Here is a 25,412-nt window from a genome sequence, read left to right as displayed (position 1 = left end):
AGCCGGGGCGGCCCGCGCGCTCGCGCGCGAGGCGGCGCGGCGCGCGATCGTCCTCCTCAGCCTGAAGCGGCCGGTCCTTCCGATCGGGCCGGACGCGGCGCGGATCGCGATGGTCGGGCCGCTCGCCGATGCCGCCCCCGAGATGCTCGGGCCGTGGTACGGGGCGGGCGACGGCCGCGAGGCGGTGAGCCTCGTGGCGGGACTGCGGGCGGCGCTGCCAGACGCCTCCATCACCCACGAGCCCGGCGTCGCCATCGACGATCCGGATCTCGGCGGCCTGCAGGCGGCGCTCGCGGCCGCGCGCGGGGCCGATCTCGTCCTTCTCTGCCTCGGCGAGGCGGCAGGCATGAGCGGGGAGGCGGCAAGCCGTGCCGAGCCGGTCCTGCCAGCCTGCCAGCGGATGCTCGCCGAAGCGGTGCTGGCGCTCGGCCGCCCGGTGGTCGTGCTCCTCGCCTCGGGCCGCCCGCTCGTCGTGCCCTGGCTCGTCGAGAAGGCCGACGCGGTGCTCGCCATCTGGTTCCCGGGCAGCGAAGCGGGGAACGCCGTCGCCGACATCCTCACCGGACGGTGGAACCCGTCCGGCCGGCTCGCGGTGAGCTGGCCCGCCTCGGTCGGCCAGATCCCGATCTTCTATGCGGAGCGCCCGACCGGCCGGCCCGCAGGCCCGCAGCATTACACGAGCAAATATCTGGACGCGCCGGTCGGACCGCTCTTTCCGTTCGGACACGGCCTCTCCTACACGCGCTTCGCGCTCGCGAACCTGCGCGCCGCCCCTCATCCCTGCGCGCCGGGCGTGCCGGTCTCGCTCGCCGTGGAGGTCGCCAACGAGGGCGGCGCCGACGGCTGGGCGACGGTGTTCTTCTTCGTGCGCCCCTTGCGCGGTGCGGTCGCCCGTCCGGTGCTGGCGCTGAAGGCGATGACGCAGCTCTGGATCCGCGCCGGCGCCACCGTCACCGCGACCGCCACGATCGGACCGGACGATTTCAGGGTGCTCGGGTCCGACCTCACGCCCGAATGGCCCTCCGGGCCCGTCGAGATCCGCGCCGGCACCAGCGCCGATGCGGCAGACCAGCTCGTGACGGTGGTGGAGTGCGCGGGGGGCTGACCCGCTCAGTCCCGGATCTGCGGAATGTCGCGCCAGGCGATCGGGACCGTGATCCCGAGCCGCGCCAGGTCCGCCTCGGACGGGCGGCGATGGCCGTCGAAGGCCTGGGCGATGCGGATCGCTGCCCGGATGGCGCCGAGCGCGGCCCGCCATGCGGGCTCCGACCTCTGCCTGACTATGGAGCTTACCCGTGCGCCGGTAACAGAAGAAGCGTGCGCGGACATGATAGTCTCCCGTCGCGCGCCGGATCATTCCGGCGCACGGTTCATAAAAAGCTGTCGTTCCTCTCCCAGAGGATCACGGATACTCCCGAAAGCCCCCTCAAGAAGAAAGGCACGCGCGGAATTCGCCGACCGCGCGGCCGAGATGACTGGGAGAACCGATTTAAGACGAGGCGTACGATCACCTCTTGCCGTCAGGAATACTCTTCCTCGGCGGCCGGGTCCAATATATAGAAGGCGCGGAATGCATACCCTGAAGGTATGGACATGATCGATCTGCGCCATCTGGCCTACCTGGTCGCCGTCGCCGACGAAGGCACCATCACGCGGGCCGCCGAACGCCTGGGCATCCAGCAGCCGCCGCTCACCCGCCAGCTCCGGGCGCTCGAGGAGCGCGTCGGGGTTCCGCTGATCCACCGCCTGCCGCGGGGCGTCGAGCTCACCGAGGCCGGCAAGGTGCTGGCGGAGGAGGGCCGCGTCCTGACCGGCCGGCTCGACCGGGCGATCGAGGCGGCGCGGCGGACGGCGCGCGGCGAGCTCGGCCGTCTCGCGGCAGGCTTCACGAGCTCCTCCGGGTTCCATCCCTTCGTGCCTGCGGTGATCCGGGCCTTTCGGGAAGAGTGGCCGGAGGTCGCGCTCGGACTGGAGGAATGGGGCACGGTGGAGCTCGCGGACCTCGTCCGTCACGAGCATCTCGACATCGCCTTCGTACGGACGCCGTCGAGCGTCGCGCCGGAACTCGCGCTCGAATCCGTTCTCGACGAACCGATGGTGCTCGCGGTCCCGGCCGGCCACCGGCTGGCGGCCGATCCGCCGGAGGCCGGCATCCGGCTCGCCGACCTCGCCGAGGAGACGTTCGTGATGTATCGCAGGTCCGCCGGTCCCGGCCTCTACGACACCGTCATCGCCGCCTGCGTGGCGGCCGGCTTCAGCCCGCATGTCGGCCAGGAGACGCCGCGCACGCTTTCGACGCTGAGCCTGGTCGCGGCCGGCTTCGGCATTTCGGTCGTGCCGGCCTCGATGCGGCGCATGGATGCCGGCAATGTCGTCTACGTGCCGATCGCGGCGCCCGGCATCAATGCGCCGCTCCAGATCGTCTACCGCCGCGGCGACCGCTCCCGCGCGGTCCAGCACTTCAGGGGCGTCGTCCGGCGCATGGCCCGCACCGCCGCGCTCTGAATCGCCACGAGCCGCCTCCGCAAGGCCGTCGCCCCGCCCGTCCAGCGTTCCGGGCGGTCCTTTCCAATCATCCCCCCGCCTCGACGCAAGTCCGGCTTGCGCCGGCGTTCCGCGACCGCTTCTATTGCGGGAGGAAGCGATGGAGGGAGACGTGACGTTCAAATCAGTGATCCAAGCCCTGTCCGGCGCCGCGGCGGGCGCCGCGCTCCTGACCGGCGTCGCGGCCGCCGAAACCTGGGACATGCCGCTCGCCTATCCCGCCTCGAACTTCCATTCGGAGAATGCCGCCGCGTTCGGCAAGTGCGTGACCGACGCCACCAAGGGCGCCGTCACCATCGTCACGCACCCGAACGGCGCGCTCTTCAAGGGCAACGACATCAAGCGGGCGGTGCAGACGGGGCAGGCGCCGATCGGCGAGCGGCTGCTCTCCGCGCATGCCAACGAGAACGTCCTCTTCGGCGTCGATTCGATCCCGTTCCTGGCGACTTCGTTCGACGATGCGGAGAAGCTCTGGACCGCGGCCGAACCGAAGGTCGCGGCGCTGCTCGACAGCCAGAACCTCGTCTACCTCTACTCGGTCGCCTGGCCGCCGCAGGGCCTCTACACCAAGAAGCCGATCGCCTCGGCGGCGGACCTCAAGGGGGTGAAGTTCCGCGCCTACAACGCCGCCACCGCGCGGATCGCCGAGCTCGCCGGCATGCAGCCGGTCCAGATCGAAGCGGCGGAGCTCAGCCAGGCGCTCGCCACCGGCGTCGTCGACAGCTTCATCTCGTCGGGCGCCACCGGCTACGATTCCAAGGTGTGGGAGCAGCTCGGCTATTTCTACGAGGTCGACGCCTGGCTGCCGCGCAACACGGTCTTCGCCAACAAGGATGCGTTCGAGGGCCTCTCCGAGACGGACCGGAAGGCGGTCGAGGACTGCGCCGCCGAGGCCGCCACGCGCGGGCTCCAGATGGCCAAGGACTATACCGGCCGGACCCTGAAGGGGCTCAGCGACAACGGCATGAAGGTCGAGAAGCCGGCCGATGCGCTCGCGAGCGACCTCAAGGGATATGGCGAGGTGATGACCGGGGAATGGCTGAAGCAGGCGGGGGACGACGGCAAGGCGATCATCGACGCTTACCGGGGCAAGTGAGCCGGCCACGATGGCGGCTCCGCCGGCCGCGCCGGTGAACAAGGAGGGCGGGCTCCCCCGGTTCGCCCGCAGGCTGCGCGGGGCGCTCGACGCACTCTATCTCGCCGGCGGGGTGGCCGGTGCCGTCGCGCTGGTCGGCATCCTCGTCGTCGTCTTCCTCCAGATGGCGGCCCGCTGGACCGGCATCCGCTTTCCAGGCTCCGGGGAATATGCCGGCTACGCGATGGCGGCGGCCTCCTTCCTCGCCTTCGCGCACGCGTTCGACCGCGGCGTCCATATCCGGGTCAGCCTCGTCCTGGCGCGGCTCGGCCGCTTCCGCTTCTTCGCCGAGCTCTGGTGCTTCGCGGTCGGGACCGGTCTCTCCTTCTACTTCGCGTGGTACGCGGTCAAAGCGGTCCGCTGGTCCTACCGCTTCGGCGACGTCAGCCAGGGTCAGGACGCGACGCCGCTCTGGATCCCGCAGCTCGCCATGGCGGCGGGCGCGGTGCTCCTCGGCATCTGCTTCCTGGACCATCTGGTCCGGCTGGCCGCGACCGGGGAGTCCGGCATCCGCGCCGATACGCTCGACGAGGCGCAGGGGGAGTAGCCGGAATGCACGAGTTCGAGCTCACGCTCCTTTTCGTCGCGATCCTCTTCTTCCTGCTCGCCTCCGGAGTCTGGGTCGGTCTCGCGCTCCTCGGCGTCGCTTATGCCGGCATGATCCTCTTCACCAGCCGGCCGGCCGGCGACGCCATGATCACCACGATCTGGACGGCCTCCTCCTCGTGGTCGCTGACCGCGCTGCCGCTCTTCATCTGGATGGGCGAGATCCTCTACCGCACCCGTCTCTCCGAGGACATGTTCCGCGGGCTCGCCCCCTGGGTGGCGCCGCTGCCGGGCCGGCTGCTGCACACCAACATCGCCGGATGCACGCTCTTCGCCGCCGTTTCCGGCTCCTCGGCCGCAACGCTTGCGACGGTCGGGCGCATGACCATCCCGGAACTCCGCCGGCGCGCCTATCCGGAGCGGATGACGATCGGGACGCTCGCCGGCGCCGCCACGCTCGGCCTGATGATCCCGCCCTCGCTCACCCTCATCGTCTACGGGGTGACGATCAACGAATCGATCTCGAAGCTCTTCATCGCCGGCATCGTGCCGGGGCTCGTCCTCGCGCTCCTCTTCGCCGCCTACGTGATCGCCTGGTCGCTGATGCGGCCGGCGGAGCTGCCGCCGCCGGAGCCGCGCACGGGCTTCCGCGAGAAGCTGGCGGCGAGCCGCTTCCTCCTTCCCGTGCTCGGCCTCATTTTAGTGGTGATCGGCTCGATCTATCTCGGCATCGCGACGGCAACGGAGGCGGCGGCCTTCGGCGTTCTCGGCGCACTCGCGCTCGCGGCGGCGCAGCGCTCGCTCGACTGGGAGCGCTTCGCCGCCAGCCTGATGGGGGCGACGCGCACCTCCGCCATGATCGCGCTCATCCTCGCCGGCTCGGCCTTCCTGTCGCTCGCCATGGGCTTCACGGGGCTGCCGCGCGCGGCGGCCGCCGCGATCGCCGCGCTCGAGCTCTCGCGCTTCGAGCTCCTGATGGCGCTCCTCGTCTTCTACATCGTGGTCGGCTGCTTTCTCGACGGCATCTCCTCCGTCGTGCTCACCATGGCGATCGTCGAGCCGATGATCCGGCAGGCCGGGATCGACGTGATCTGGTTCGGCATCTTCGTCGTCGTCGTGGTCGAGATGGCGCAGATCACGCCGCCCGTGGGCTTCAACCTCTTCGTGCTCCAGGGCATGACGCGGCACGACATGGGCTACATCGCCGCCGCGGCGCTGCCGATGTTCCTCGTCATGGTCGCGATGGTCTTCATCCTGATCGCCTTTCCGGGCCTCGTCACCTGGCTGCCGGACTACATGCGCGCCGCCCCGGCCTGAGCTTGACGGGACCGGCGCGGCAGCGGATCGTCCGGCGGGCAGCGGCGGAGATTGCGGCCGGGAGGAAGCCATGAACGTCCAGCCACAGGAACCCGGCTTCGCGCCGGACGAGGACCCCTTCAAGGTCCAGCACGGCGGCTTCTACCGCCGCTGGCTTTCGATGTTCGACGATCTCGGCGAGCTGAGGGCGCTGGTCGGCCGGCTGGAGGCGACGACCGAGGAGGACTGGGTCCCGCTCTGGCGCGCGGCGGGCGGCCAGCACGAGGAGGCGGGCGACCGGCTCGAGGCGGCCGGCGACCACGCCGGCGCGCGCAAGGAATATCTCGAGGCGAAGACCTATTACGCCATCGCCCGCTTCCCCGGCGAGATCTCGCCGCTGAAGGCCGAGGCGAGCGCCGATTGCGCGCGCGCCTACCGCAAGGCCTCGCGCCACCTCGACCCGCCGCTCGAAATCGTCGAGGTCGCCTGCGACGGCCGGTCGATCCGCGCCCATTTCCGCGCGCCGCGCTCCGACCGGCCGGTCCCGGCTGTCCTCATCATGTGCGGCTCGGACGTCTTCAAGGAGGATCGCGGCTGGGCCGCCGAGATGGCGCTTTCGGAAGGCCTCGCCTCGCTCGTGATGGATGCGCCCGGCACCGGCGAGAACCCGTTTCCCTGGGAGCCGGATTCTGTGCGGGCCTGGGTCGCCGCGATCGACTGGCTCGCCGCGCGGCCGGAGATCGACGCCGGGCGGATCGGCGCCTTCGGCATCAGCCGCGGCGGCTATTCCGTCATGCAGCTCGCCGGCACCTACCCGGAGATGGTGCGCGCCGTCGTCGCCGTCGCCGGCCATCCGTTCGGCTACCGGCTCTCGGAGGCGGAGACGGCGGCCGTCGTGGAGGCGCGCAACCGGCGTCGTGCCTTCGTCTTCGGCCCGGCCGGCGGCGGGCCCTCGTTCCCCGAATGGTCGGCGGAGACCGAGGCGGCGCTGTTCCGGAAATGGGCGCTCTCCGAACTCGGCATTCTCGACCGCATCACCCAGCCGATCCTGATGATCAACGGCAAGCACGACCATCTCGCGCCGATCGGCAACATCTATTTCATGCTGGAGCACGGGCCCGTCACCGGGCGCGAGGCGCGCGTCTACGCCGATGCCGGCCATTGCGCGTTCAAGTATTACCGGGAATGGGCGCCCGCCTCGTTCCGCTGGCTGAAGGAGAAGCTTTCGCGGCTTCCGGGCTGAAGCGCGGAATTGCTGAGCCGTACCCCTGATTTCGATCAAGGTGGGGCGCTGGTCCGCGTGCGAGATGTCGGGACGTTCGAAACGGGATGTCCCGGATGCTTCCGTTCAGCCACGACGCGTTCGTCGCCGTCTTCGCGGCCTACAACCGGATCTTCTGGCCGGCCGAAATGGCCGCCTTCATGCTCGCGCCGCTCCTCGTCGCGCTCGTGCTGTGGCCGAGCCGCGCCCGCAGCCGCGCGCTCCTCGCCCTTCTCGCTCTGCAATGGCTCTTCACCGGGATCGTCTATCTCGGCCTGTTCCTCGCCAAGCTGAGCCCGGCCGGCTACGTCTTCGCGGGCCTCTTCGCGGCGGAGGGGCTGCTCCTCCTCGGCGAGGCAGTCCGCGGCGGCGGCCCGCTCTTCGCCCCACGCGGCGGCCTCTCCGGCATCCTCGGCGCTGGGCTCCTCGTCTATGCCGGCTTCCTCTATCCGCTGATCGGGCGCCTCCTCGGCCCGGGCTATCCGGCCGTCCCCGCCTTCGGGATCACGCCCTGCCCGCTCGTCCTCTTCACGCTCGGCCTCTTCCTGCTGACGGCCGGGCGCGTCGGCGCGCATCTCCTCGCCGTCCCGCTGCTCTGGACGCTTGTCGGCGGCTCGGCCGCCTTCCTCCTCGCCATCCCGCAGGACTGGGTGCTGCTTGCGAGCGGCCCCGCAATGATCGCGGCGCTTGCGAGCCGCCGCGGCGCGTCCGGCGTGACGTCCGGCCGAGGCGTCCGGCCCGGCCGCCGTCGTTCCGCCTTCGGTAGATTGCACGCCTCGGAACCCTAGGCCGCCGGCGGCGACTCGGTTAGCCTGCAAAGTGACGCCCCCGGGCGGCGTCGGCTGGAGGCAGCGGATGAATACGAGAGCATATGTGGCGGAGGGAATCGGAACGTTCTGGCTCACCTTCGGCGGATGCGGCAGCGCCGTTCTCGCGGCGGGGTTCCCCGAGGTGGGCATCGGGCTCGTCGGCGTCTCGCTCGCCTTCGGCCTCACCGTGGTCACCATGGCCTATGCGATCGGCCACGTCTCCGGCTGCCATCTCAACCCCGCCGTGACGGTCGGCCTCGCCGCCGCGGGGCGCTTTCCGGCCGGCCAGATCCTGCCCTATGTCGTCGCGCAGGTCGCAGGCGCGATCGTCGCCGCCGGCCTCCTCGCCTACATTGCCGGCGGGGCGCCCGGCTTCGATCTCTCGGTCAACGGGCTGGCGGCGAACGGCTATGGCGAGCACTCGCCCGGAAAATACGGCCTGCCCAATGCGCTCGTGGCCGAACTGGTGCTGACGGCCATGTTCCTGTTCGTCATCATGGGCGCGACGCACGGCAAGGCTCCGACCGGCTTCGCGCCGCTCGCGATCGGCCTCGCCTTGACCCTCATCCACCTGATCGGAATCCCGGTCACCAACGTCTCGGTCAATCCCGCGCGGTCGACCGGCCCCGCCTTGTTCGTCGGCGGCTGGGCTCTTGCCCAGCTCTGGCTGTTCTGGCTCGCCCCGATCGCGGGCGGGATCCTCGGCGCGCTCGCCTATCGCTGGCTCTCGGAGGAGCCTTCGGCGGAGGTCACCGGCACGGACGCGCTGAAGAGCGCGTGACCGCGCCGCTGCGGTCGACACCGGGCCCGGCCGGCCGCCGGGTCCCATCGTCCCCGGCGGGCGGCCCCGTCTCTCCTTCTCCCGGCGCCCAAGTCCTTCCTGCGCAAGGCGATCCGCGCTAGGAGCGCGGCGATGCGCATGATCGTTCGCCTGTTCGCGCTGGTCGGCGCCCGGGGCCAGTGGATGCTGATCGCCGGCCTCGCCGCCGGCCTGCTCTGGCCGCAGGCGGCGGGCGGCCCGCGCGCGCATTTCACCGAGCTGGTCTTCGGCCTGCTCTTCTTCGCCGCGCTGCGGGTCGATCCGGTCCGCGCGGCACCGACGCGGGCCACGATCATCCACGATGCGCTCCTCGTCGTGGCGCTGCAGTTCGTCCTTCCGGTCGCGGTGGCAGCGCTCGTCGCGCTCGCCGGCTGGAGCGGGCCGCGGGCGACCTATCTCGTCATGATCGCCGCCGCCTGCGCGACCACCGGCACGCCACCCGTCTCCCAGCTCCTCGGATTCTCCGGCGCGCTCGCGCTCCGGCTGCTCGTCGCCGGCACGCTTCTCCTGCCGCTCACCTCGCCGCTGCCGCTCCGGCTCGCGCTCGGCAGCGGCGATCTCGAGCTTCTCGGCCCGACGCTCCGTCTCGCCGCCATCATCCTCGTCTCGGTCGGCGGCGCGGTCCTCGTGCGCCGGAAATGGCTGAAGACGCTCGACCCTGAGGCCGACCAGGCGATCGGCGGGATCTCCGCCATTCTTCTCGCCTTCTTCATCCTCGGCCTGATGGACGCCGTCCAGCCGGCCCTTTTCGCCGCGCCCGTCGCCCTTCTCGGCGACCTCCTCTACACCTTCGCGCTCTGCTTCGGGCTGCAGGCCGCGGGCGCGCTGGTCTACGGCCTCGTGCGGCCGCAGGCCGACTTCCGCGAGGTCGGCGCCGTCGGCGTCTGCGCCGGCAGCCGCAACATGGCGCTCTTCCTCGCCGCCCTTCCCGCCGACCAGATGGAACCGCTGATGGTGCTCGTCGGCTGCTTTCAGATCCCGATGTTCCTCAGTCCGCTCCTGATGCGGCCCGTCTACCGTGCCGTCGCGCTCCGCCTGCCCGGCCGCGCGCAAATGCGCGTCACGGGGCGGTGACGCGGTTCCCGGGGCCCATCAATTCGGCTTGAGGCCGGTTACGCCGGGCGCGAAAGCCTATACATCGTCCCCGCCGGCAGAACCGGGGGAGACGATGGCTACCCGCGAGCAAGGGAAGACCGGAGCGGGCGCGCCGCGCCGCGGGCTCCTGCGCTTCCTGCCGATCCTCGCGCTCGCCGCAGCCCTTGCGCTCGCTTATGCGCTCGGCCTCGAGCGCTGGCTGCAGCTCGACGTGCTGGCGGAGGAGGCGCGCGCCTTCGGCGCCTTCGTCGATCGCCATCCCGTGCTCGCCCCGCTCGCCTATGTCGGCGCCTATGCCGCGGCCGTCGCGATCTCGATTCCGGGCGCCTCGCTGATGACCGTGCTCGGCGGCTTCGCCTTCGGCTGGCTCTATGGCGGGCTCCTCACGGTCGCGGCGGCGACGCTCGGCGCGACCACCCTCTTCCTGGCCGCACGCACCTCGCTCGGCGCCTGGCTCGCGGCGAGCGGCGGACCGCGCCTCCAGCGCCTGCGCGAAGGCTTCGCCGCCAACGCCTTCTCCTACCTCCTGTTCCTGCGGCTCGCGCCGGTCTTCCCGTTCTGGCTCGTCAATCTCGCCCCCGCGCTCTTCGGCATGCGGCTCCTGCCCTTCGTCGCCGCCACCGCGCTCGGCATCGTGCCCGGCACCTTCGCCTATGCCTATGTCGGGGAGGGACTGGAGGCCCTGGTCGATGCCGGGGGTCCGCTGCTTCCGCCGAAGCTCGTCGCCGCCTTCGCCCTCCTCGCCCTCCTCGCCCTCGTCCCGGCGCTCCTGCGGCGCGTCCGGAACCGCCGCGCGGAAGAGCACCGCGCGGCCTCGGCCGATGTCTGAGACGCTCGCCCCCGATCTCTGCGTGATCGGCGCCGGCTCGGCCGGGCTCAGCGTCGCGGCCGGGGCGGCCGCCTTCGGCGAGAGCGTCGTCCTCGTCGAGAAGGGGCGGATGGGGGGCGACTGCCTCAATACCGGCTGCGTACCCTCCAAGGCCCTGATCGCCGCGGCGAGGCACGCCCAGGCGGTCCGCGAGGCGGCGGAATTCGGCATCGGCGCCCGGCTCGAGGCTCCCGCGCCCGGAACGGCCGGGGCGCTTGCGCCCGTCGCTGCCCATGTCCGCTCGGTGATCGAGGCCATCGCGCCGAACGATTCCGTCGCGCGCTTCACCGGCCTCGGCGTCCGGGTCGTCGCCGGCGAGGCCCGCTTCGCCGATCCGGAGACGCTCCGCGTCGGCGATCTTTCGATCCGCGGCCGCCGCTTCGTGGTGGCGACCGGCTCGAGACCCTTGGTGCCGCCGATCCCCGGCCTTTCCGACGTCTCCTACCTCACCAACGAATCGCTCTTCGATCTCGAGGACCTGCCGGCGCGGCTCGTCGTCCTCGGCGGCGGTCCGATCGGCATCGAGATGGCCCAGGCCTTCCGCCGGCTCGGCTCGGAGGTCGTCGTGCTCGAGGCGGAGCGGGCGCTCTCCCGCGACGACCCGGAGCTCGCCGCGATCGTGACCGCCAGGCTGCGCGCCGAGGGCGTCGTCATCCGCGAGGGCGCGCGCGCGACGGCGGTGTCGCGGCGGGCCGGCGGCGGCGTCGTCGTCACGGTGGAAGGCGGCGGCGAGACGCGTGCGGAAGCGGGCAGCCATCTCCTGGTCGCGGTCGGCCGCCGGCCCGACATCGCGGCGCTCGACCTCGACGCGGCCGGCATCGCCCACGGGCCGCGCGGGATCGCCGTCGATGCGCGGCTCCGCACCTCCAACCGGCGCGTCTTCGCGATCGGGGACGTGAATGGCGGGCCGCAATTCACGCACTGGGCGGCCTATCAGGCGGACCGGGTCCTGCGCACCATCCTCTTCCGGTTCGGCGGCAGGCTCGATCCGGACGTCCTCCCCTGGGCGACCTATACCGATCCCGAGCTCGTGCAGGTCGGGCTTACGGAGCACCAGGCCCGGACGAGATTTCCGAACGTCTCGACCCTCTCCTGGCCCTTCTCCGAGAACGACCGGGCCTGGACCGAGCGCGACACGACGGGGCTCGTGAAACTGGTGGTCGGGCCGCGCGGCCGGATCCTCGGCGCCGGCATCGTCGGCCGCAGCGCGAGCGAGCTCGCCGGGATCTACGCGCTCGCAATTGCCGGGCGGCTCGGCGTGCGGGCGCTCTCCGGGCTCGTCCTGCCCTATCCGACGCGCGGCGAGACGGCGCGCCGGGCCGCCGTCTCCTACTACGCCCCGTTCGCCGGCAGCCCGGTGCTCCGTCGCCTCATCCGCTTGCTCAAGCGGCTCGGCTGATGTTGAATCGGGCGGCTACGGGCAGGGACGAACCCATGAATGCCGCCGGGCCGGAGGAGAGCGGCCGTCACGCGACGGAGGGCGCGTCGGCGCGGCCTGGGTCCGGCCCGCCGCCGGCGCGCGCGACCGCGCTCCTCAGCCTCAGCAACAAGCTGCTCCTCCTCACCATCCTCTTCGTGATGGTGGCGGAGGTGCTGATCTACATTCCCTCGATCGCCAACTTCCGCAACAGCTGGCTGAAGGAGAAGCTCGACACCGCGGCGCTGATCGCCATGGTGGTGACGGCGCCGGCCGATCCCGGGCTGAAGCCCGGAATCGAGGAGGACCTGCTGCAGGCCGCCGGCATCGAGGCGATCGCGGTGCGCACGCGCGGCGAACGGTGGCTGATCTCGGCCCACGACATGCCGGAGGAGGTCGCCGCCGTCCACGATCTGACGGAGCTGAAGCCGCTCGACAGCGTGCAAGCCGCCTTCGGCGCGCTGCTCACGCCCGGCGACGGCATGATCCTCGTCAACGGTCCCCCGCTCGCCGGGACCGAGCGCTTCGAGGTGGTCATCCGGCAGGCGGCCCTGCGGTCCGCGCTCGCGCATTATTCGCGCAACATCCTGCTCCTCTCGCTCGCCATCTCGGTGATCACGGCGGCGCTCGTCTATCTCGCGCTGAAGGCGATCATCGTGCGCCCGATGGAGCGGCTGACGGCGAGCATGCTCGCCTTCTCCGGAGCCCCGGAGGATCCGGGGAGCCTGATCGCGCCGTCGGGCCGGCGCGACGAGATCGGCATCGCGGAGGAGCGGCTCGCCGCGATGCAGCGCGCGCTGAAGGAGACGCTCAGCCAGCAGCGGCACCTCGCCGATCTCGGCCTCGCCGTCTCCAAGATCAATCACGACCTGCGCAACATCCTCGCCTCGGCGCAGCTCTTCTCGGACCGGCTGAGCGATGTCGACGACCCGCTGGTGAAGCGCTTCGCGCCGAAGATCCTCGCCGCCCTCGACCGCGCCATCGGCTATACCCGCTCGGTGCTCGCCTACGGCCAGGCGCGCGAGGCGCCGCCGCGCCGGCAGCTCGTGGCGCTCCGCCGCCTCGGCGAGGACGTCGCCGACGTGCTCGCGCTCGCCGGCCATCCGCGCATCGCCTGGGAAAACAGGATCGAGCCGGAGCTTGCGGTCGATGCCGACCCGGACCAGCTCTTCCGGGTCGTCATGAATCTCTGCCGGAACGCGCTCGACGCGCTCGACGGGGGCGACGATCCGGCCGTGATCCGGCGGATCTGGCTGGAGGGCGCCCGCCAGGGCGGGGTCGTGACCTTCCGCGTCTGCGACACCGGGCCGGGTGTTCCCGAGCGGGCGAAGGCGGCGCTCTTCCGCGCCTTCCGCGGCTCCGCGCGGCCGGGCGGCACCGGGCTCGGCCTCGCTATCGCGGCCGAGATCGTGCGCGCCCATGGCGGCGAGATCCGGCTCGTCGAGCGGCCCGGCGCCGGCGCCGTGTTCGAGATCGAGATTCCGGACCGGCCGGTCGACCTGCGGGCAAGGCGCCAGGCGAACGGCCGCCCGGCCTGACCCGGACGGCTCTTGGCGCGCCGCCTTTGCGACGAGGCTGAGGCCCCTCCGCGGCGCCCGGTGCGGCGGAGCCGGTCTGCCATGCGGCCGCGGCATCCGTGAGCGGCGCCGGCTCGTTCTCTCATCTCCGGCGCGGCGTCCTTCATGAGTCGCGGCCGCGTTCGCGAGGAGGCTTGCCCCTTTTCGCGGCGCCTGGGATCAGTCGGCCCTTCGTGCCTGTCGCCGCCGCATTCGCGGGGAGAGACTCATCTTCCCCGGCGCCCGGCCCGGCCGGACCGGTCCTTCCCGGGGCAGGCGCATTCGGAAGGGGCTCAGGGCCTTCCCGGGTTCGGCACGGCCGGATCGCTCCTTCGCGCGTGCCGGCGGCATTTGTGAGCGGCCTCAGCCTGTCCCTGGCGTGCGGCGCGGCCGGATCGCTCCTTCCTGCGCCGCATTTGCGGGAGCCTCAGGCCCTTCGCCGGCGCTTGGCAGGGGCCGGACCGGTCCTTCCCGGGGCCGCCGGACCGCCATGCGCGAAAGGCGGCGAAGGGGTCGACAATGCTTGCAATCGCGCCGGCGAGCCATTAGGTGTGGCCCACTTCGCGGCGGGGCCTCCCCGCCCGGGCGCCGGTAGCTCAGCTGGATAGAGCACCAGACTACGAATCTGGGGGTCAGGGGTTCGAATCCTCTCCGGCGCGCCAATAAGTCCAAGGACTTAGCGGCCCAGGACAATCGCTTCGCAGTCTCTTGTCACACTGGCGTCACAGTGGACGTGAGGCATGGCGAGCTTTCGCAAGCGATCCGGCAAGTGGCAGGCCCAGATCCGTCGGCAGGGCGCCGCACCGGTTTCGAAGAGTTTCTCGACAAAGCGGGATGCGGAGGCCTGGGCCAGGTTGGTCGAGGCAGGGCTGGAACGCGGCGACGATCGACCCGCTCGAAACCAAGCGGCCGCGCCCACGCTCGGGGCGTTGCTGGACCGGTATCTCAGGGATGTCAGCCCGGAGAAGCGAAGCTTTCCCGTCGAACGGTATCGGATCGGTCTCATCCGGCGGCACGCACTTGCGCGTCATCCGGTCACGCGGATCACGTCGGAGTTGGTCGCGAGCTTCCGGGACGAACGCCTCGAGACCGTATCGGGTGAGACCGTCCGCCAGGACCTGGTTCTCATCCGGCAGGTGATCGAAACCGCCCGGCGGGAATGGGGCGTACCGCTGGCCGCGAACCCCGTTGATCCGGTCCGCAAGCCTCAGCCGGCAAAGGCTCGGACCAGGCGATTCACGGCCGAGGACGCTCGGCGGCTCGGAGTTGCACTCGCCGGATCCCGAACGCCGCTCCTGGCGGAGATCATTGCCTTCGCGGCCGCCACCGGGATGCGTAGGGGGGAAATCCTCCGCATGCGCTGGTGTGACATCGATCGCGAGCGGAACATCCTCCTGATCGCCGTGACGAAGAACGGGCGGGCCCGGACCATTCCCTTGTCCGACCAGGCGCTGACGGTTCTCGATTCGGTCAAGCGCCACGCGCTGGATCAGGACCGGGTATTTCCGGTGACGGCGAATGCTGTCCGGCTCGCCTGGCAACGGCTCGTGAAGCGCGCCGGGATCGAAGACCTCCATTTCCATGACCTTCGCCACGAGGCGATCTCGCGCTTCTTCGAAATGGGGCTGTCGCTGCCCGAGGTCGCCCTGATCTCCGGCCATCGCGATACCCGGCAGCTGATGCGGTACACGCATCTGGAGGCTGCCAAGATCGCCCTGAAGCTGAGGGAGGCGGCCATGTGAAATGGTGAGATCCCGTTTCGCCGGGCGGAGCCTGTGTGGGCCTATGGGCTGCCGATCCGCCTGCCAACGCAGAAAAAAGTCCACTCCTTCCGGCGAGAGAGCCGGAGCTGAATGAACCCGGCGCAGCGCGCAATTCAAAATTCCCAGGGATCAAAAATGCAGCACGACCAGACGCTTATCAACATTTTCGCCGACATGGTCAACGAGGTTGCCTACCATATCGACGTCTTCTACGAGAACGACGACATCGGCATCCTCGCCGCCGAGGATAGCACCTTCATCAATTTCCGGCGTGCCACCAAGCTGATGCGGGAGCGTGGCATGCCGCTCTCGAGCATGATTCTCCATGTGGAGCGTCGGATCTCGGAGGCCTATGAGGAGGCCTTCTCGGGGTCGGCGCTGCCGGCCCTCGACGACGATTGAGCGGACGGCTGTCCGAGCAAAGCTCGCATGTTTGCAAACTTGCGTGCTTCTCACATACCAACACGACTTCTCCGACGCTAAGTCAACGCCTGCCGTAGCTTCTTGCGGCAGGTAGCAAGATAAGGATGCAGTCGTGAGTTACTTGAGCAGTCTGTATGCCGGCGCCAGTGCCGGATATCTGAATGTTTGGAGGCAGAAGAGCGGACAGACCAACTTCTTCAGCTGGAGTCAGCTTGACGAGGCGGAGGCGTTCATGCTCCAGGCCGCGGAGAATGACAACGTCTACCATTCCATTGGTCTGCAGCACAACGCTTTGAACGGACGCAAGTCTGCTGGTGTCTGTGGTGTGCCCTGCATCAGTTTCGATGCCGACCTCTGCTCGGATGTGAGGGGGGTTCACGCGAAGACCGATCTGCCTGCCACTGGCGACGAGGCTCTCGACTTTGTACGCGAGATCGGGCTGCCGGACCCGACCGCGATCATCAACTCGGGGAATGGCCAGTACTGGCAGTGGCGCCTTCCCAACATCTGGGAGTTCGTTTCCAATGCCGAGCGCGACCGGATGGCCTGGCTTTCGAAGGCCTGGCACAACCTGATCATCGGGGCGGCCAAGAAGAAGGGCTGGACCTTCGACAACACCTCGGACCTCGTCCGCCTCACCCGGATTCCGGGGACGTTCAACCACAAGACCAACCCTCCGAAGCTGGTGACCCTCGTGTCGCTCGACCTGGAGAAGCGGTACTCGCCCCAGGACCTAGAGGAGGTCCTTCAAGCCGTTGCCCAGCGGCTTGGGGTCACCACCTCGAAGCCTGCGACCTCCCGCGGAGGGCTGCCAGAGTTCCTCGCTGCGAACGACAACAGTTCGAGCGACCGAGAGAGGCTTCGCCTGACCGCCATCACGGCCGGCTGCCGGTGGGTGCGGAGCTGCGTTTGTCGGATGGAGCACCTGCCCGAGCCGGAGTGGTATGCCCTCTCGAGCATTGTCGGCCGTTGCGACAAGGGCGAGCAGGCCTTCCACCAGCTGTCCAAGGCGGATCCCCGCTACAACGAGGAGGAGACGCAGGCGAAGCTTCACCGTGCTCTGGAGAGCGCCGGGCCACGGACCTGTGACAGCATCGCGAGCGAGCTGGCGTGTGTCGACTGCACCGGGTGCCCCTTCAGGGGCGGTGCCTTGAAGACGCCTCTCCAGCTCGGTCGGTTGTCTCCTGCGGCTGCGGAGCTCATGGCGAACCACGTTCTCGTGATCAACACCGGTCTTTTCGTCGATCTCTCGACCATGCGGACGTACTCGGAGAGGGCGTTCAAGAACAAGTTCAGGCACATGACGGGTGACAAGACGCCGGTGAGCCTCCTCATCGAGCATCGCTTCACCCGAAAGGTCGAGGCGGTGGATTATCTGCCGGGGGTGGAACAGAGGTTCATTCCGACCTCGAGCGGAGATGTCCTCAATGCCTGGCAGGACACGGGGGTGCAACCGGAGGCGGGCGACGCCAGCATCATCCATGAGCATCTGGAGTACCTCATTCCGAATGAGGTCGAGCGACGACATCTGCTCGATTCCTTCGCCCACCTAGTCCAGCAACCGACCGCGAAGCTCCGCCATGTGCTGGCTCTGATTGGTGGTCAGGGCACGGGGAAGAGCTTCCTCGGGGCTGTGCTCGGGCGGATTGTCGGGTCGGAGAATGTGATCACCTGCGAGAATTCCGACCTCGAGAGCCGGTTCAATGCCCACCTCGGCAACAGGCGGGCTGCCGTCCTAGAGGAGCTCGGGATCATGAAGCGCAAGGATATCTACGAGGCCGTGAAGCGCTTCATCGCGGACGACCACATGCAAGTGGAGGAGAAGGCGATCCCCCGCTTTACGGCGCGCACGCCGAAGCTGATCCTCGCCTTCTCGAACCATCTGCGGCCCACCGATCTTCCGCAGGGGGACAGGCGCTTCTGGATCTGTCGCTCGGATGTGGATCGGCAGTCAGACGCCTATTATAACCGTCTCTGGAACGAGGGCCTGGATCAGGTCCCGGTCTTTGTTCACGACCTGCTGCGGCGGGACATTACCGGCTTCGACCCGGATGCCCCGCCCCCCATGACGGCCGCCAAGGCCGAGATCATTGAGGCCTCCCGCCCTGTGACGGAGCAGGAGCTTCGGGCGATGATCGAGGACGGTGCCCACCCGTTTCATCGGGAGCTGTTCACTGTGGACGATGTGCGGACGGGACTCGTGTCTCGCATGGCCCGCACGCCGACGCGGAACGAGCTGAGCAATTACCTGAAGCAGCTCGGGGCCGTGAACCTGGAGCAGTTGCGGGTCGGGGACGGGGCGCGGGAGCGGCTCTGGGCTCTCAAGCGGCCGGACTATTGGCGGAACGCGACGCCTGCTGAGAGGGCACAGGAACTCGCCAGGAGGGCCTGATCAGGGCACTTACCGGCAGAGCCGCAGAGGCGGGAGGGCTTCACGCCCTCCCGCTTCGTCTCGCTGTCTCGTTGTCTCGACCGGAGCCAAAACCACCCACATTCCCCCCTCTTCGCTCTCTTCGCCGAGTATTAATACATTGGATAGATTACACGTTTGAATAGATAGGGGTGAGACAATGAGACTGTGAGACAGTGAAAGAGGGGGTGTATAGTATCGACGGGACGGCTCTGCCTGCTTGCATGACCTGAGCAATGCCCGTCGGTTTCGATTTTTTACCAACAGAAAAATGGCGCCCATTGCGCCTGCTGGTCCGGTCAAATGAGGACTATGCGCAACCGAAGCCGCGCACAGCAACATCCTGAGCTATCGTCTCTGCCTGGGCGTGTCCTCCGGGCAATCGACATAGTAGTCGCCGGCGCCCTCGGGACGTCCTCCGACACAGTGCGGGGTCCGTGGGCCGCTGAGCCAGCCATGCTCGTGCTCCTGGCAGCAGAACGGACAGCGCACGATGGCGACGTGGACAGTCTTGTCCGGACCGTTCGGGACCGTGACCCGGCGCAGGAGCTGGGCGACCGGGATCTCCTTCGGCCCATCCTTGAACTGGACGATACAAACCTCACACATGGCTCTTCCCCTGGATGAAGGCCTGCACGTCGGCCGCCCGGTAGCGGATCACGCGACCGAGGCGGATGAAGGCAAGCGGCAGTTTGCGCAGGTGATTATAGGAACACTTCAGGATGCGCATGACCTCCGCCGAGCTGAGCAGCTCATTGGAGGTAGGGGTATCGGTAAATTTCATAGATAGCCTTCAGTACAAGTGCGTACCGGTGATGTAAGTATGACGTCATAACGCATCAAACGACGTGTGATGCATAATGCTGCACTGTGCAGCAATAGCCGACCTTGCACTCACTATATTATCGGCATGTTCCACCAGAACCGCACCCAGGAGCTGCTTGATCAGCTGCTCCACTCAGACATGCCACCCTGGCGCCCGATCCCGAGCCGGAAGCTGGCCAGGATCTTCGGCGTCTCGCTGCAGAGCCTGGCCAACTGGCGGGTCCGTGGCACAGGGCCTGAACCCGAGCCGATGCGGCGCGGGAAGGGGAACCGGATCTTCTACAAGCCGGAGAAGGTCATGGCCTGGCTCAGCGGCAAGGAGCCTTGGCAGCACTCCTACGCGTGGCTCCGCCTGCACCTGATGGACTTCACGCCGGTGACCGAGGAGACGGTCAGCGCGTGCATCGCGTTCCTGGAGGGGGAGGGGGTGCTGTGAAGCTCAGGGCAGCCTTCGAGCGCCGCCGGCCGTGCCCCAGCAATCAGCCAAGGAGCGGTGGCTGCCCGTCAGCGGCCATCGGTATCCATCGACCGGGAAAGTGATCTGCGGCGCCAAGCCGAGATGGCCGCGCCCTGAGCTGCCAAAGATCGGAAGTCGTGTGATCGTGTGAAAGGACGGAAAAACGAATCTTGCCTCGTTCGAGGGAACATCCTAGATAGCGCCACATCACGCAATCACGAGGCTCTCATGGCCAGCAAACCCAATTCCCAGATCGACGCCGACGAGCGCGCGGTCCTCTTTCACGAGCAGTACGGCAACGAGCTCGATGGAGCCGCCACGCTGGCCGACATCGTGACTGCCGCCGGCGACTATCTCGCCCGCATCATCGGCAAGGAGGATGTCGATGCCGGCATGGCCCGTATGGTCGAGCGGGTCGTGAACGTTGAGAGCAGCGAGGGCGGCGACCCCAGCAAGTGGCGAGCGGCGCTCGATGGCGCCCGAGCGAACTGCTTCTCCGAGTGGGCGATCGGAGCGCGACTGCACGATCTCGCTGCCTACGCCCTCTATGGCATCGTGCTCCACGAGAGCGAGGATCCCGCCGAACTGGCGGCGATCATCGAGAATGCAGTGACAGAGGCCGAGCGCTTCGTCGCGGCGACGCCGATCGCCCAGTGGGGAATCAGCCCCGGCAGTAATCTTCTCCGTCTGGTCCGGCTCGCCAGCAACCGCTGGGCGCTCGACAATGGCATGCCGATTGAGCCCGCGGCTCTTGCCGCGTTCGGCGGGGTCTCCGAAGGCCGCATCCGGAACATGATGGCCGGCGCGAAGCGGACCTTTACCTCCGAGGACGGGCGCATCCCGGCACAGGAGGCGCTCGCCTGGCTCGCCGACCGGCCGGATTTCTGGAACTCGATCTGGCGCGACCAGCGACTGCCCCAATACGGAGCCCGCCAGGATACACCGCTGGAAAAGGCGGTGTTCGTGCCAGTCGCTCGCGACGGATCGGCGTTCCATCCGGGTCTCCGCCGCGCCGGCAGGTTCACGATCGGCGAGAAGGGAACGGAGCTGCAGGTCGAGGACTTCGACCAGGCCCTCGCCCAACTCCAGCTTATGCCGACGCCCTATTGGAGGCGGCCTAACAACGTTGGGAACTGGGGCATCGTGTCCGGCGTGCGCTGGGCGCGCCTCGATGTCTCCGACCTCGAGACGCTCGCCGAGCATCCCGACCACAGGATCCCGGATGACGGGGGCGCGTGAGCGCCCGTCCGACCGCCGACGAATGGAGGAGACCATGAACCTTGCGTACCGCCTGACCCAGCACGCGCGCGAACGCTCCACCGCCCGCACGTTCCCGCCCCTGATCGCCGAGACCATCATCGCGTTCGGCCGGTCCGTCGATGGCGGAGACGGCACCCGCAAATACGCGCTCACGAAGGAGAGCATGCGGGAGCTCCGCCGGTTCGGCGGGCGCACCATCACGAACGCGCTTGCTCCCTATCACAGGCGCAATGCCTACGTCGTCGAGGCCGCCAGCAGCATCATAACCGTCGCCTTTGCGTCCAAGCCCCTCTTCCGCTGAGAGAGATCAGATCATGGCACAGAGCCTCTTCTCCACTTTCGCCCCCCTCCTGCGCTCCCTTAACGAAGCTGATCTTCGGGCCGAGATTGAGCACCCGAGGCGTCTTCTGATCGAGACGGGCAAGGCTCGCGGCAAAGCGATCGAGATTGCCTACGCCCCGTTCGACCTTGTGAACACCGACGCCGAAATCGTCATTGTCGGGCTCACGCCCGGGCGGCAGCAGATGGGGGATGCCTTGCAGGCGGCGCGGCGGTCTCTCCTCGACGGCCGAAGCGAAGCCGATGCGGCGGCAGACGCCAAAATCTTCGCAAGCTTCTCCGGTCCCATGCGTGCCAATCTGGTCGCCATGCTCGATGAGATCGGCCTCGCCCGCTCGCTCGGGCTCGCCACCACCGCCTCGCTCTGGACGGAGGAGGCGCACCGCGTGCACTTCACCTCTATCCTGCGGTACCCAGTCTTCATTGACGGCGAGAACTACAGCGGATCCCCAGCGCCCCTGAAGACGCCGCTTCTGAGGAGTGAGCTCGAGAAGTGGTGCGCGGCAGAAATGAGGGCGCTGCCGAACGCCGTCTTCGTTCCGCTCGGCCCGGTTGTGGCCGAAGCGGTCGGGTTCTTGGCCAAGAAGGTCGGGATTGATGAGCGCCAGGTTCTGACGGGCCTTCCGCACCCGAGCGGAGCGAATGGCGAGCGGGTCGCAGTGTTCCTGGGACGGAAGGTGCCCGAGACCGTGTCGAGCAAGGTGAACGCCGGCAAGCTGCTCAACGCCCGCCACCGTCTCGTCGCAGCCGTGGGGGCACTGTCGCGTGGTTCGCCTCTCCCTGTCGGAGCATGCGCTGCGGGGACGCCGGACATTCAGGTTTCCGCGGTCCCGGAGAGCCGACCCTTGGCGCTGGACCGGAAACCGCCAAGCAAGGAATGGAGCACCAAGATGCCGAAGCCGCAGCCTGCAAATGCCACGAGGGATGCACTCCTGGCCCAGCTCAACTCGAGAGCGGACATCGCGGTGCACCCCGCCCAGTCGCGAATGCACGGGACAAAGTACATCTCCGCCTTCCTGACCTCCGCCGGCGTCACCTTCGCGGTCGACAAGGCTGCGGCGTCGAAACAGGCGATCTGGTTCATCGATCATCCGCGCCTGCGCTCGGTGCTCGACGAGGCCTCGATCACGTTCAAGCCGTACCCGCCCGAGCGCGGCCGCAACAGCAATCTTCACAAGCTTCCGGGATTTAAGCACGGGGCGCTAATCCGCGCCTTTCCCGAGACGGCCAAGGAAGCCACTCAGGTCTTGGATCTCCTCTGCGGCTCTGCCGCAGGGTGGGAATAGCCCGGGACCGTTGCCCGGCCTGCCAAGCGGGCCCTCCACCGCGGCTGGCCGCCGCCGGCAAGATTTCGTATGAAACATGTCGAGAGTCGCAAGCTGCCGGACCTGCAATCGGCGGCTGCGTTCCGGGGGCAAGGGGACGGAAATGAGCCCAGCAGCCAATCACGGCCGGGACGCGCTCATCTCGAATGCCGGAGTAGGGGCGTTCCGCGCATGAATGCGGTCGAGATCGAAGAGGCCGTTACCAGGCTCTCGGAGGAGCCGTTCGACCCCGAGGAATTCCCGTTCGCATTCCTGCAGGCCTTCGGGAACAAGGAGGCGACGCTCAAGCGGCTGCGCAAGGGGGGCATGAACAAGTCGGATGTTGGCGGCGTGCTTCAGACCAACAACATCCATATTGCCGTCGCCGCCCCCGGCGCGGTAACCAGCACCTTGGCCGCGCTGAAGGCCAGCCCGGCGACCACGCGGGCCAAGGCGAAGTTTGTGCTCGCGACCGACGGCGACACGTTCGAGGCCGAGGATCTCGTATCGGGCGAGACGGTCGCCTGCGCCTATCGCGAGTTCCCCAACCATTTCGGCTTCTTCCTGCCGCTCGCCGGCATCAGCACCGTGAAGCAGGTGCGGGAGAATGCGTTCGACATCCGGGCCACCAGCCGCCTCAACCGGCTCTATGTCGAGCTGCTGAAGACCAACCCGGAATGGGGCAGGTCCGAGCGCCGGCACGACATGAACCACTTCATGGCGCGGCTTATCTTCTGCTTCTTCGCCGAGAGCACCGACATCTTCGTGGGCGAAGGCCTGTTCACCGCCACCGTCGGGCAAATGAGCGCCCGCGATTCCTCCGACACCCATCACGTCATCGGGGCGATCTTCCGGGCGATGAACACGCCGATCGCCGACCGGAAGGGCGCCGCCCTGCCGCGCTGGGCCGACCAGTTTCCGTACGTGAACGGGGGCCTCTTTTCTGGCAGCTTGGACGTGCCGCGCTTCAGCCGGATCGCCCGCTCTTACCTCATCCATATCGGCAGCCTCCACTGGAGAAAGATCAATCCGGACATCTTCGGGTCGATGATCCAGGCCGTCGCCGAGGACGAGGAGCGCGGCACGCTCGGCATGCACTACACGAGCGTCCCGAACATCCTGAAGGTGCTGAACCCGCTCTTCCTCGACGACCTGCGCGAGAAGCTCGAGCAGGCCGGGGATAATCCCCGCATGCTGCTCAATCTGCGCAAGCGCATGTCGCGGATCAGGGTGTTCGACCCGGCCTGCGGCTCCGGAAACTTCCTCGTCATCGCCTACAAGGAAATGCGTGCGATCGAGGCCGAGATCAACAGGAGGCGGGACGAGGCCGAGAGGCGCAGCGAAATCCCGCTCACCAACTTCCGGGGGATCGAGATCCGCGACTTCCCGGCCGAGATCGCGCGCCTCGCCCTCATCATCGCCGAATATCAATGTGACGTGACGTATCGCGGCCAGAAGGAGGCCCTGCGGGACTTCCTGCCGCTCGACGCCGAGAACTGGATCACCTGCGGCAATGCCCTGCGGCTCGACTGGTTGACCATTTGTCCGCCGACCGGGACAGGGGTGAAGCATCAGGCCGACGACCTGTTCGACACGCCGCTTGATCAGTCGCAAATCGACTTCGAGAACGAGGGTGGTGAGACCTACATTTGTGGCAACCCGCCGTACCAAGGCAGCGTGAACCAAAAGAAGGAGCAAAAACGAGACTTAGAGCACGTTTTTTGCGATATTGCGAAATCATATAAAGATTTAGACTACGTGTCCGCCTGGTTTGTTCGAGCGGCCCAGTATCTAGAGAGGGTTGCGGGGAAAGCTGGCTTAGTTGCCACTAATTCCATTGCTCAGGGCGAGCAGGTCGCCATGCTGTGGCCATATGTCTTTGCGCGAGGTGTAAACATCCTATTCGCTCACACTTCATTCCCATGGAGCAATAACGCCTCGAACAACGCGGGGGTGACATGTGTAATCGTAGGGATCGGCAAAGGTAACGGCAAAGCCATCTATACGGGCGAATCAAGACGCCGCGTGTCGTCGATCAGCCCCTATCTTATCGAGGGAGTGCCGACCGTGGTCACAAAGCGATCTGAGCCACTAAGTGAGCTCCCGCGAATGTCTACGGGCAATCTCCCATCGGATGGGGGCCATCTAATCATGCCTTACGCCGAGGGCGTCAAGCTCGTGTCCGATCATCCAATTGCAAAGCGCTTTCTCAAGCGCTTCGTCGGCTCCAGAGAGCTGATCAATGGCGGGGACCGATGGTGCCTATGGATCGAGGATGCCGAACTTGCGGAAGCGCGGGCGATTGCGGAAATTGCGCGACGTTTGAAAGGCGTCCGAGAAGCGCGCGAAGCGAGTCGCGGAGAGCAAGCCAAGGGCGGCGTCTTGACGCCTCATCGGTTTGTTTTCGCCCCACATCGGGCCGGATATGCCGTCGCTGTCCCAAAAGTGTCGTCCTCGAGGAGGCAGTATATTCCTTGTGCACTGACCGACGAAACGACCATTGTCTCTGATCTGGCGCGTGTCATTTACGACGCTCCGCTCTGGAGCGTGGCCCTCGTTGCGTCGAAGCTCCATCTCGTGTGGATCGCAACGGTTTGCGGCAAGCTGAAAACCGACTTCCGCTATTCCAACACGCTCGGCTGGAACACCTTCCCAATCCCCACGCTGACCGAAAAGAACAAGGCCGACCTGACCCGCTGCGCCGAGGACATCCTGTTGGCGCGCGAGGCGCATTTCCCGGCGACCATCGCCGACCTTTACGACCCGGACAAGATGCCGGCCGACCTGCGCGAAGCCCACGAGCGCAACGACGAGGTGCTTGAGCGCATCTATATCGGCCGCCGGTTCCGCAACGACACCGAGCGGCTCGAAAAGCTGTTCGAGCTCTACACGAAGATGACGGCAGGCCCAAAGGCCAAGGCGCAATGAGGCTCTTCCATGCGTTGGAAACCGGCGATGGTGAGACGCTTGAATTCGAGTGGGATGATGCGAAGGCGCTGGAAAACCGACGGAAGCATCGCTTATCCTTCGAGGAGGCCGCCACTATATTCCTTGCCGACGTCCTCACGATTGAGGATGCCGCCGCCTATGGCGAGATGCGCGAGATCAGTTTCGGGGTGCTGGGTCAGAGCCCGGAGGCTCTGGTGGTGATCTGCGTCGTCCATACTGAGCGCAATGGCAGGACGCGGATCATCAGTGCACGCAAAGCGACACCGCACGAGCGGAAAGAGTTCAATGTCCATTACGGAAAAACGACTCACTGAGATTGCCGCGATCCGGGACGA

At 67.7% G+C, this 25,412-nt stretch carries 24 protein-coding genes and 1 tRNA gene; 22 read left to right on the top strand and 3 right to left on the bottom strand.

Annotated features, from left to right (window positions below; all coding sequences use genetic code 11):
- Positions 1–1,105: glycoside hydrolase family 3 C-terminal domain-containing protein (locus E4O86_RS11670; protein ID WP_205520841.1), on the top strand; the 1,105-nt coding region annotated here is incomplete at its 5' end.
- A 5-nt stretch (positions 1,106–1,110) separates the two neighbouring features.
- On the opposite strand, the gene E4O86_RS11665 is transcribed toward E4O86_RS11670, so the two are convergent.
- Positions 1,111–1,329: a hypothetical protein gene (locus E4O86_RS11665; protein WP_161140714.1), complete on the bottom strand. Its 219-nt coding sequence runs from the start codon at positions 1,327–1,329 to the stop codon at positions 1,111–1,113.
- Positions 1,330–1,593: 264 nt separating this feature from the next.
- On the opposite strand from E4O86_RS11665, the gene E4O86_RS11660 reads away from it, so the two are divergent.
- The 15 genes from E4O86_RS11660 (at position 1,594) to E4O86_RS11590 (ending at position 17,925) form a co-directional block, all read left to right on the top strand.
- Complete coding sequence (locus E4O86_RS11660) at positions 1,594–2,505, top strand: LysR family transcriptional regulator (protein WP_205520840.1); 912 nt, start codon at positions 1,594–1,596, stop codon at positions 2,503–2,505.
- Between the two features lie 151 nt (positions 2,506–2,656).
- On the top strand, positions 2,657–3,640 hold the full coding sequence (locus tag E4O86_RS11655; RefSeq protein WP_343039149.1) for a TRAP transporter substrate-binding protein: 984 nt from the start codon (positions 2,657–2,659) through the stop codon (positions 3,638–3,640).
- Between the two features lie 10 nt (positions 3,641–3,650).
- The gene (locus tag E4O86_RS11650; RefSeq protein ID WP_161140711.1) at positions 3,651–4,226 is read left to right on the top strand and encodes a TRAP transporter small permease; all 576 of its coding nucleotides are present in this window, start codon (positions 3,651–3,653) and stop codon (positions 4,224–4,226) included.
- Positions 4,227–4,231: 5 nt separating this feature from the next.
- Complete coding sequence (locus tag E4O86_RS11645; protein WP_161140710.1) at positions 4,232–5,542, top strand: TRAP transporter large permease; 1,311 nt, start codon at positions 4,232–4,234, stop codon at positions 5,540–5,542.
- Between the two features lie 70 nt (positions 5,543–5,612).
- Entirely contained in the window at positions 5,613–6,764 is a 1,152-nt protein-coding gene (locus E4O86_RS11640) for an alpha/beta hydrolase family protein (RefSeq protein WP_161140709.1), read from the top strand.
- Positions 6,765–6,859: 95 nt separating this feature from the next.
- A complete protein-coding gene (locus tag E4O86_RS11635) occupies positions 6,860–7,570 on the top strand; it encodes a DUF6064 family protein (protein WP_161140708.1) in 711 nt (236 codons plus the stop codon).
- 67 nt (positions 7,571–7,637) lie between these two features.
- Positions 7,638–8,372 (top strand): aquaporin Z, encoded by a 735-nt coding sequence (gene aqpZ, locus E4O86_RS11630; RefSeq protein ID WP_161140707.1) that lies wholly within the window; start codon positions 7,638–7,640, stop codon positions 8,370–8,372.
- A gap of 132 nt (positions 8,373–8,504) precedes the next feature.
- A complete protein-coding gene (locus tag E4O86_RS11625; protein WP_161140706.1) occupies positions 8,505–9,485 on the top strand; it encodes a hypothetical protein in 981 nt (326 codons plus the stop codon).
- A gap of 94 nt (positions 9,486–9,579) precedes the next feature.
- Positions 9,580–10,335 carry a TVP38/TMEM64 family protein gene (locus E4O86_RS11620; protein ID WP_161140705.1) on the top strand — a complete coding sequence of 252 codons (756 nt, stop codon included), beginning with the start codon at positions 9,580–9,582 and terminating at the stop codon, positions 10,333–10,335.
- Positions 10,328–11,773, top strand: coding sequence for a dihydrolipoyl dehydrogenase family protein (locus E4O86_RS11615; protein WP_161140704.1), 1,446 nt, complete (start codon positions 10,328–10,330; stop codon positions 11,771–11,773). Before E4O86_RS11620 ends, E4O86_RS11615 begins: the two co-directional genes overlap by 8 nt.
- A gap of 35 nt (positions 11,774–11,808) precedes the next feature.
- Positions 11,809–13,329, top strand: coding sequence for a sensor histidine kinase (locus E4O86_RS11610; RefSeq protein WP_161140703.1), 1,521 nt, complete (start codon positions 11,809–11,811; stop codon positions 13,327–13,329).
- Between the two features lie 603 nt (positions 13,330–13,932).
- Positions 13,933–14,009: transfer RNA gene (locus E4O86_RS11605), tRNA-Arg, on the top strand.
- Positions 14,010–14,087: 78 nt separating this feature from the next.
- Positions 14,088–15,089: an integrase gene (locus tag E4O86_RS11600; RefSeq protein WP_161140702.1), complete on the top strand. Its 1,002-nt coding sequence runs from the start codon at positions 14,088–14,090 to the stop codon at positions 15,087–15,089.
- 156 nt (positions 15,090–15,245) lie between these two features.
- On the top strand, positions 15,246–15,512 hold the full coding sequence (locus tag E4O86_RS11595) for a hypothetical protein (protein ID WP_161140701.1): 267 nt from the start codon (positions 15,246–15,248) through the stop codon (positions 15,510–15,512).
- 133 nt (positions 15,513–15,645) lie between these two features.
- Positions 15,646–17,925 carry a DUF5906 domain-containing protein gene (locus E4O86_RS11590; protein WP_161140700.1) on the top strand — a complete coding sequence of 760 codons (2,280 nt, stop codon included), beginning with the start codon at positions 15,646–15,648 and terminating at the stop codon, positions 17,923–17,925.
- Between the two features lie 366 nt (positions 17,926–18,291).
- Here E4O86_RS11590 and E4O86_RS11585 read toward each other — a convergent pair whose 3' ends face one another.
- Together E4O86_RS11585 and E4O86_RS11580 are read right to left on the bottom strand one after the other, a co-directional pair.
- Positions 18,292–18,552, bottom strand: a complete 261-nt coding sequence (locus E4O86_RS11585; protein ID WP_161140699.1) for a hypothetical protein — start codon at positions 18,550–18,552, stop codon at positions 18,292–18,294.
- Positions 18,545–18,727 (bottom strand): helix-turn-helix domain-containing protein, encoded by a 183-nt coding sequence (locus E4O86_RS11580; RefSeq protein ID WP_161140698.1) that lies wholly within the window; start codon positions 18,725–18,727, stop codon positions 18,545–18,547. The genes E4O86_RS11585 and E4O86_RS11580 overlap by 8 nt, the downstream gene beginning before the upstream one ends.
- A 126-nt stretch (positions 18,728–18,853) precedes the next feature.
- On the opposite strand from E4O86_RS11580, the gene E4O86_RS11575 reads away from it, so the two are divergent.
- The 6 genes from E4O86_RS11575 to E4O86_RS11550 all read left to right on the top strand — a co-directional run bounded on the left by E4O86_RS11575 (position 18,854) and on the right by E4O86_RS11550 (position 25,391).
- Positions 18,854–19,204, top strand: a complete 351-nt coding sequence (locus tag E4O86_RS11575) for a terminase small subunit (protein ID WP_161140697.1) — start codon at positions 18,854–18,856, stop codon at positions 19,202–19,204.
- 249 nt (positions 19,205–19,453) lie between these two features.
- Complete coding sequence (locus E4O86_RS23205) at positions 19,454–20,464, top strand: hypothetical protein (RefSeq protein ID WP_205520839.1); 1,011 nt, start codon at positions 19,454–19,456, stop codon at positions 20,462–20,464.
- A gap of 34 nt (positions 20,465–20,498) precedes the next feature.
- Entirely contained in the window at positions 20,499–20,786 is a 288-nt protein-coding gene (locus tag E4O86_RS11565) for a hypothetical protein (protein WP_161140696.1), read from the top strand.
- 13 nt (positions 20,787–20,799) lie between these two features.
- A complete protein-coding gene (locus E4O86_RS11560; protein WP_161140695.1) occupies positions 20,800–22,110 on the top strand; it encodes a uracil-DNA glycosylase family protein in 1,311 nt (436 codons plus the stop codon).
- Between the two features lie 210 nt (positions 22,111–22,320).
- Positions 22,321–25,056, top strand: a complete 2,736-nt coding sequence (locus E4O86_RS11555) for a class I SAM-dependent DNA methyltransferase (protein WP_161140694.1) — start codon at positions 22,321–22,323, stop codon at positions 25,054–25,056.
- Positions 25,053–25,391: a BrnT family toxin gene (locus tag E4O86_RS11550; RefSeq protein ID WP_161140693.1), complete on the top strand. Its 339-nt coding sequence runs from the start codon at positions 25,053–25,055 to the stop codon at positions 25,389–25,391. Before E4O86_RS11555 ends, E4O86_RS11550 begins: the two co-directional genes overlap by 4 nt.
- The last annotated feature ends 21 nt before the right edge of the window (positions 25,392–25,412 follow it).

It is taken from the genome of Propylenella binzhouense, assembly GCF_009866965.1.
GTDB classification, from domain to species: domain Bacteria; phylum Pseudomonadota; class Alphaproteobacteria; order Rhizobiales; family Afifellaceae; genus Propylenella; species Propylenella binzhouense.
The sequence above is the reverse complement of the archived record's forward strand: the minus strand, read 5'-3'. Positions and strand labels throughout refer to the sequence as shown.

What these genes read in the sequence shown, in the direction of transcription:
- E4O86_RS11665 (WP_161140714.1), bottom strand. Translation starts at nt 1,329, where the DNA reads ATGTCCGCGCACGCTTCTTCTGTTACCGGCGCACGGGTAAGCTCCATA.
- E4O86_RS11660 (WP_205520840.1), top strand. Translation starts at nt 1,594, where the DNA reads ATGATCGATCTGCGCCATCTGGCCTACCTGGTCGCCGTCGCCGACGAA.
- E4O86_RS11650 (WP_161140711.1), top strand. Translation starts at nt 3,651, where the DNA reads ATGGCGGCTCCGCCGGCCGCGCCGGTGAACAAGGAGGGCGGGCTCCCC.
- E4O86_RS11645 (WP_161140710.1), top strand. Translation starts at nt 4,232, where the DNA reads ATGCACGAGTTCGAGCTCACGCTCCTTTTCGTCGCGATCCTCTTCTTC.
- E4O86_RS11640 (WP_161140709.1), top strand. Translation starts at nt 5,613, where the DNA reads ATGAACGTCCAGCCACAGGAACCCGGCTTCGCGCCGGACGAGGACCCC.
- E4O86_RS11635 (WP_161140708.1), top strand. Translation starts at nt 6,860, where the DNA reads ATGCTTCCGTTCAGCCACGACGCGTTCGTCGCCGTCTTCGCGGCCTAC.
- aqpZ (WP_161140707.1), top strand. Translation starts at nt 7,638, where the DNA reads ATGAATACGAGAGCATATGTGGCGGAGGGAATCGGAACGTTCTGGCTC.
- E4O86_RS11625 (WP_161140706.1), top strand. Translation starts at nt 8,505, where the DNA reads ATGCGCATGATCGTTCGCCTGTTCGCGCTGGTCGGCGCCCGGGGCCAG.
- E4O86_RS11620 (WP_161140705.1), top strand. Translation starts at nt 9,580, where the DNA reads ATGGCTACCCGCGAGCAAGGGAAGACCGGAGCGGGCGCGCCGCGCCGC.
- E4O86_RS11615 (WP_161140704.1), top strand. Translation starts at nt 10,328, where the DNA reads ATGTCTGAGACGCTCGCCCCCGATCTCTGCGTGATCGGCGCCGGCTCG.
- E4O86_RS11610 (WP_161140703.1), top strand. Translation starts at nt 11,809, where the DNA reads ATGAATGCCGCCGGGCCGGAGGAGAGCGGCCGTCACGCGACGGAGGGC.
- E4O86_RS11600 (WP_161140702.1), top strand. Translation starts at nt 14,088, where the DNA reads ATGGCGAGCTTTCGCAAGCGATCCGGCAAGTGGCAGGCCCAGATCCGT.
- E4O86_RS11595 (WP_161140701.1), top strand. Translation starts at nt 15,246, where the DNA reads ATGCAGCACGACCAGACGCTTATCAACATTTTCGCCGACATGGTCAAC.
- E4O86_RS11585 (WP_161140699.1), bottom strand. Translation starts at nt 18,552, where the DNA reads ATGTGTGAGGTTTGTATCGTCCAGTTCAAGGATGGGCCGAAGGAGATC.
- E4O86_RS11580 (WP_161140698.1), bottom strand. Translation starts at nt 18,727, where the DNA reads ATGAAATTTACCGATACCCCTACCTCCAATGAGCTGCTCAGCTCGGCG.
- E4O86_RS11575 (WP_161140697.1), top strand. Translation starts at nt 18,854, where the DNA reads ATGTTCCACCAGAACCGCACCCAGGAGCTGCTTGATCAGCTGCTCCAC.
- E4O86_RS23205 (WP_205520839.1), top strand. Translation starts at nt 19,454, where the DNA reads ATGGCCAGCAAACCCAATTCCCAGATCGACGCCGACGAGCGCGCGGTC.
- E4O86_RS11565 (WP_161140696.1), top strand. Translation starts at nt 20,499, where the DNA reads ATGAACCTTGCGTACCGCCTGACCCAGCACGCGCGCGAACGCTCCACC.
- E4O86_RS11560 (WP_161140695.1), top strand. Translation starts at nt 20,800, where the DNA reads ATGGCACAGAGCCTCTTCTCCACTTTCGCCCCCCTCCTGCGCTCCCTT.
- E4O86_RS11555 (WP_161140694.1), top strand. Translation starts at nt 22,321, where the DNA reads ATGAATGCGGTCGAGATCGAAGAGGCCGTTACCAGGCTCTCGGAGGAG.
- E4O86_RS11550 (WP_161140693.1), top strand. Translation starts at nt 25,053, where the DNA reads ATGAGGCTCTTCCATGCGTTGGAAACCGGCGATGGTGAGACGCTTGAA.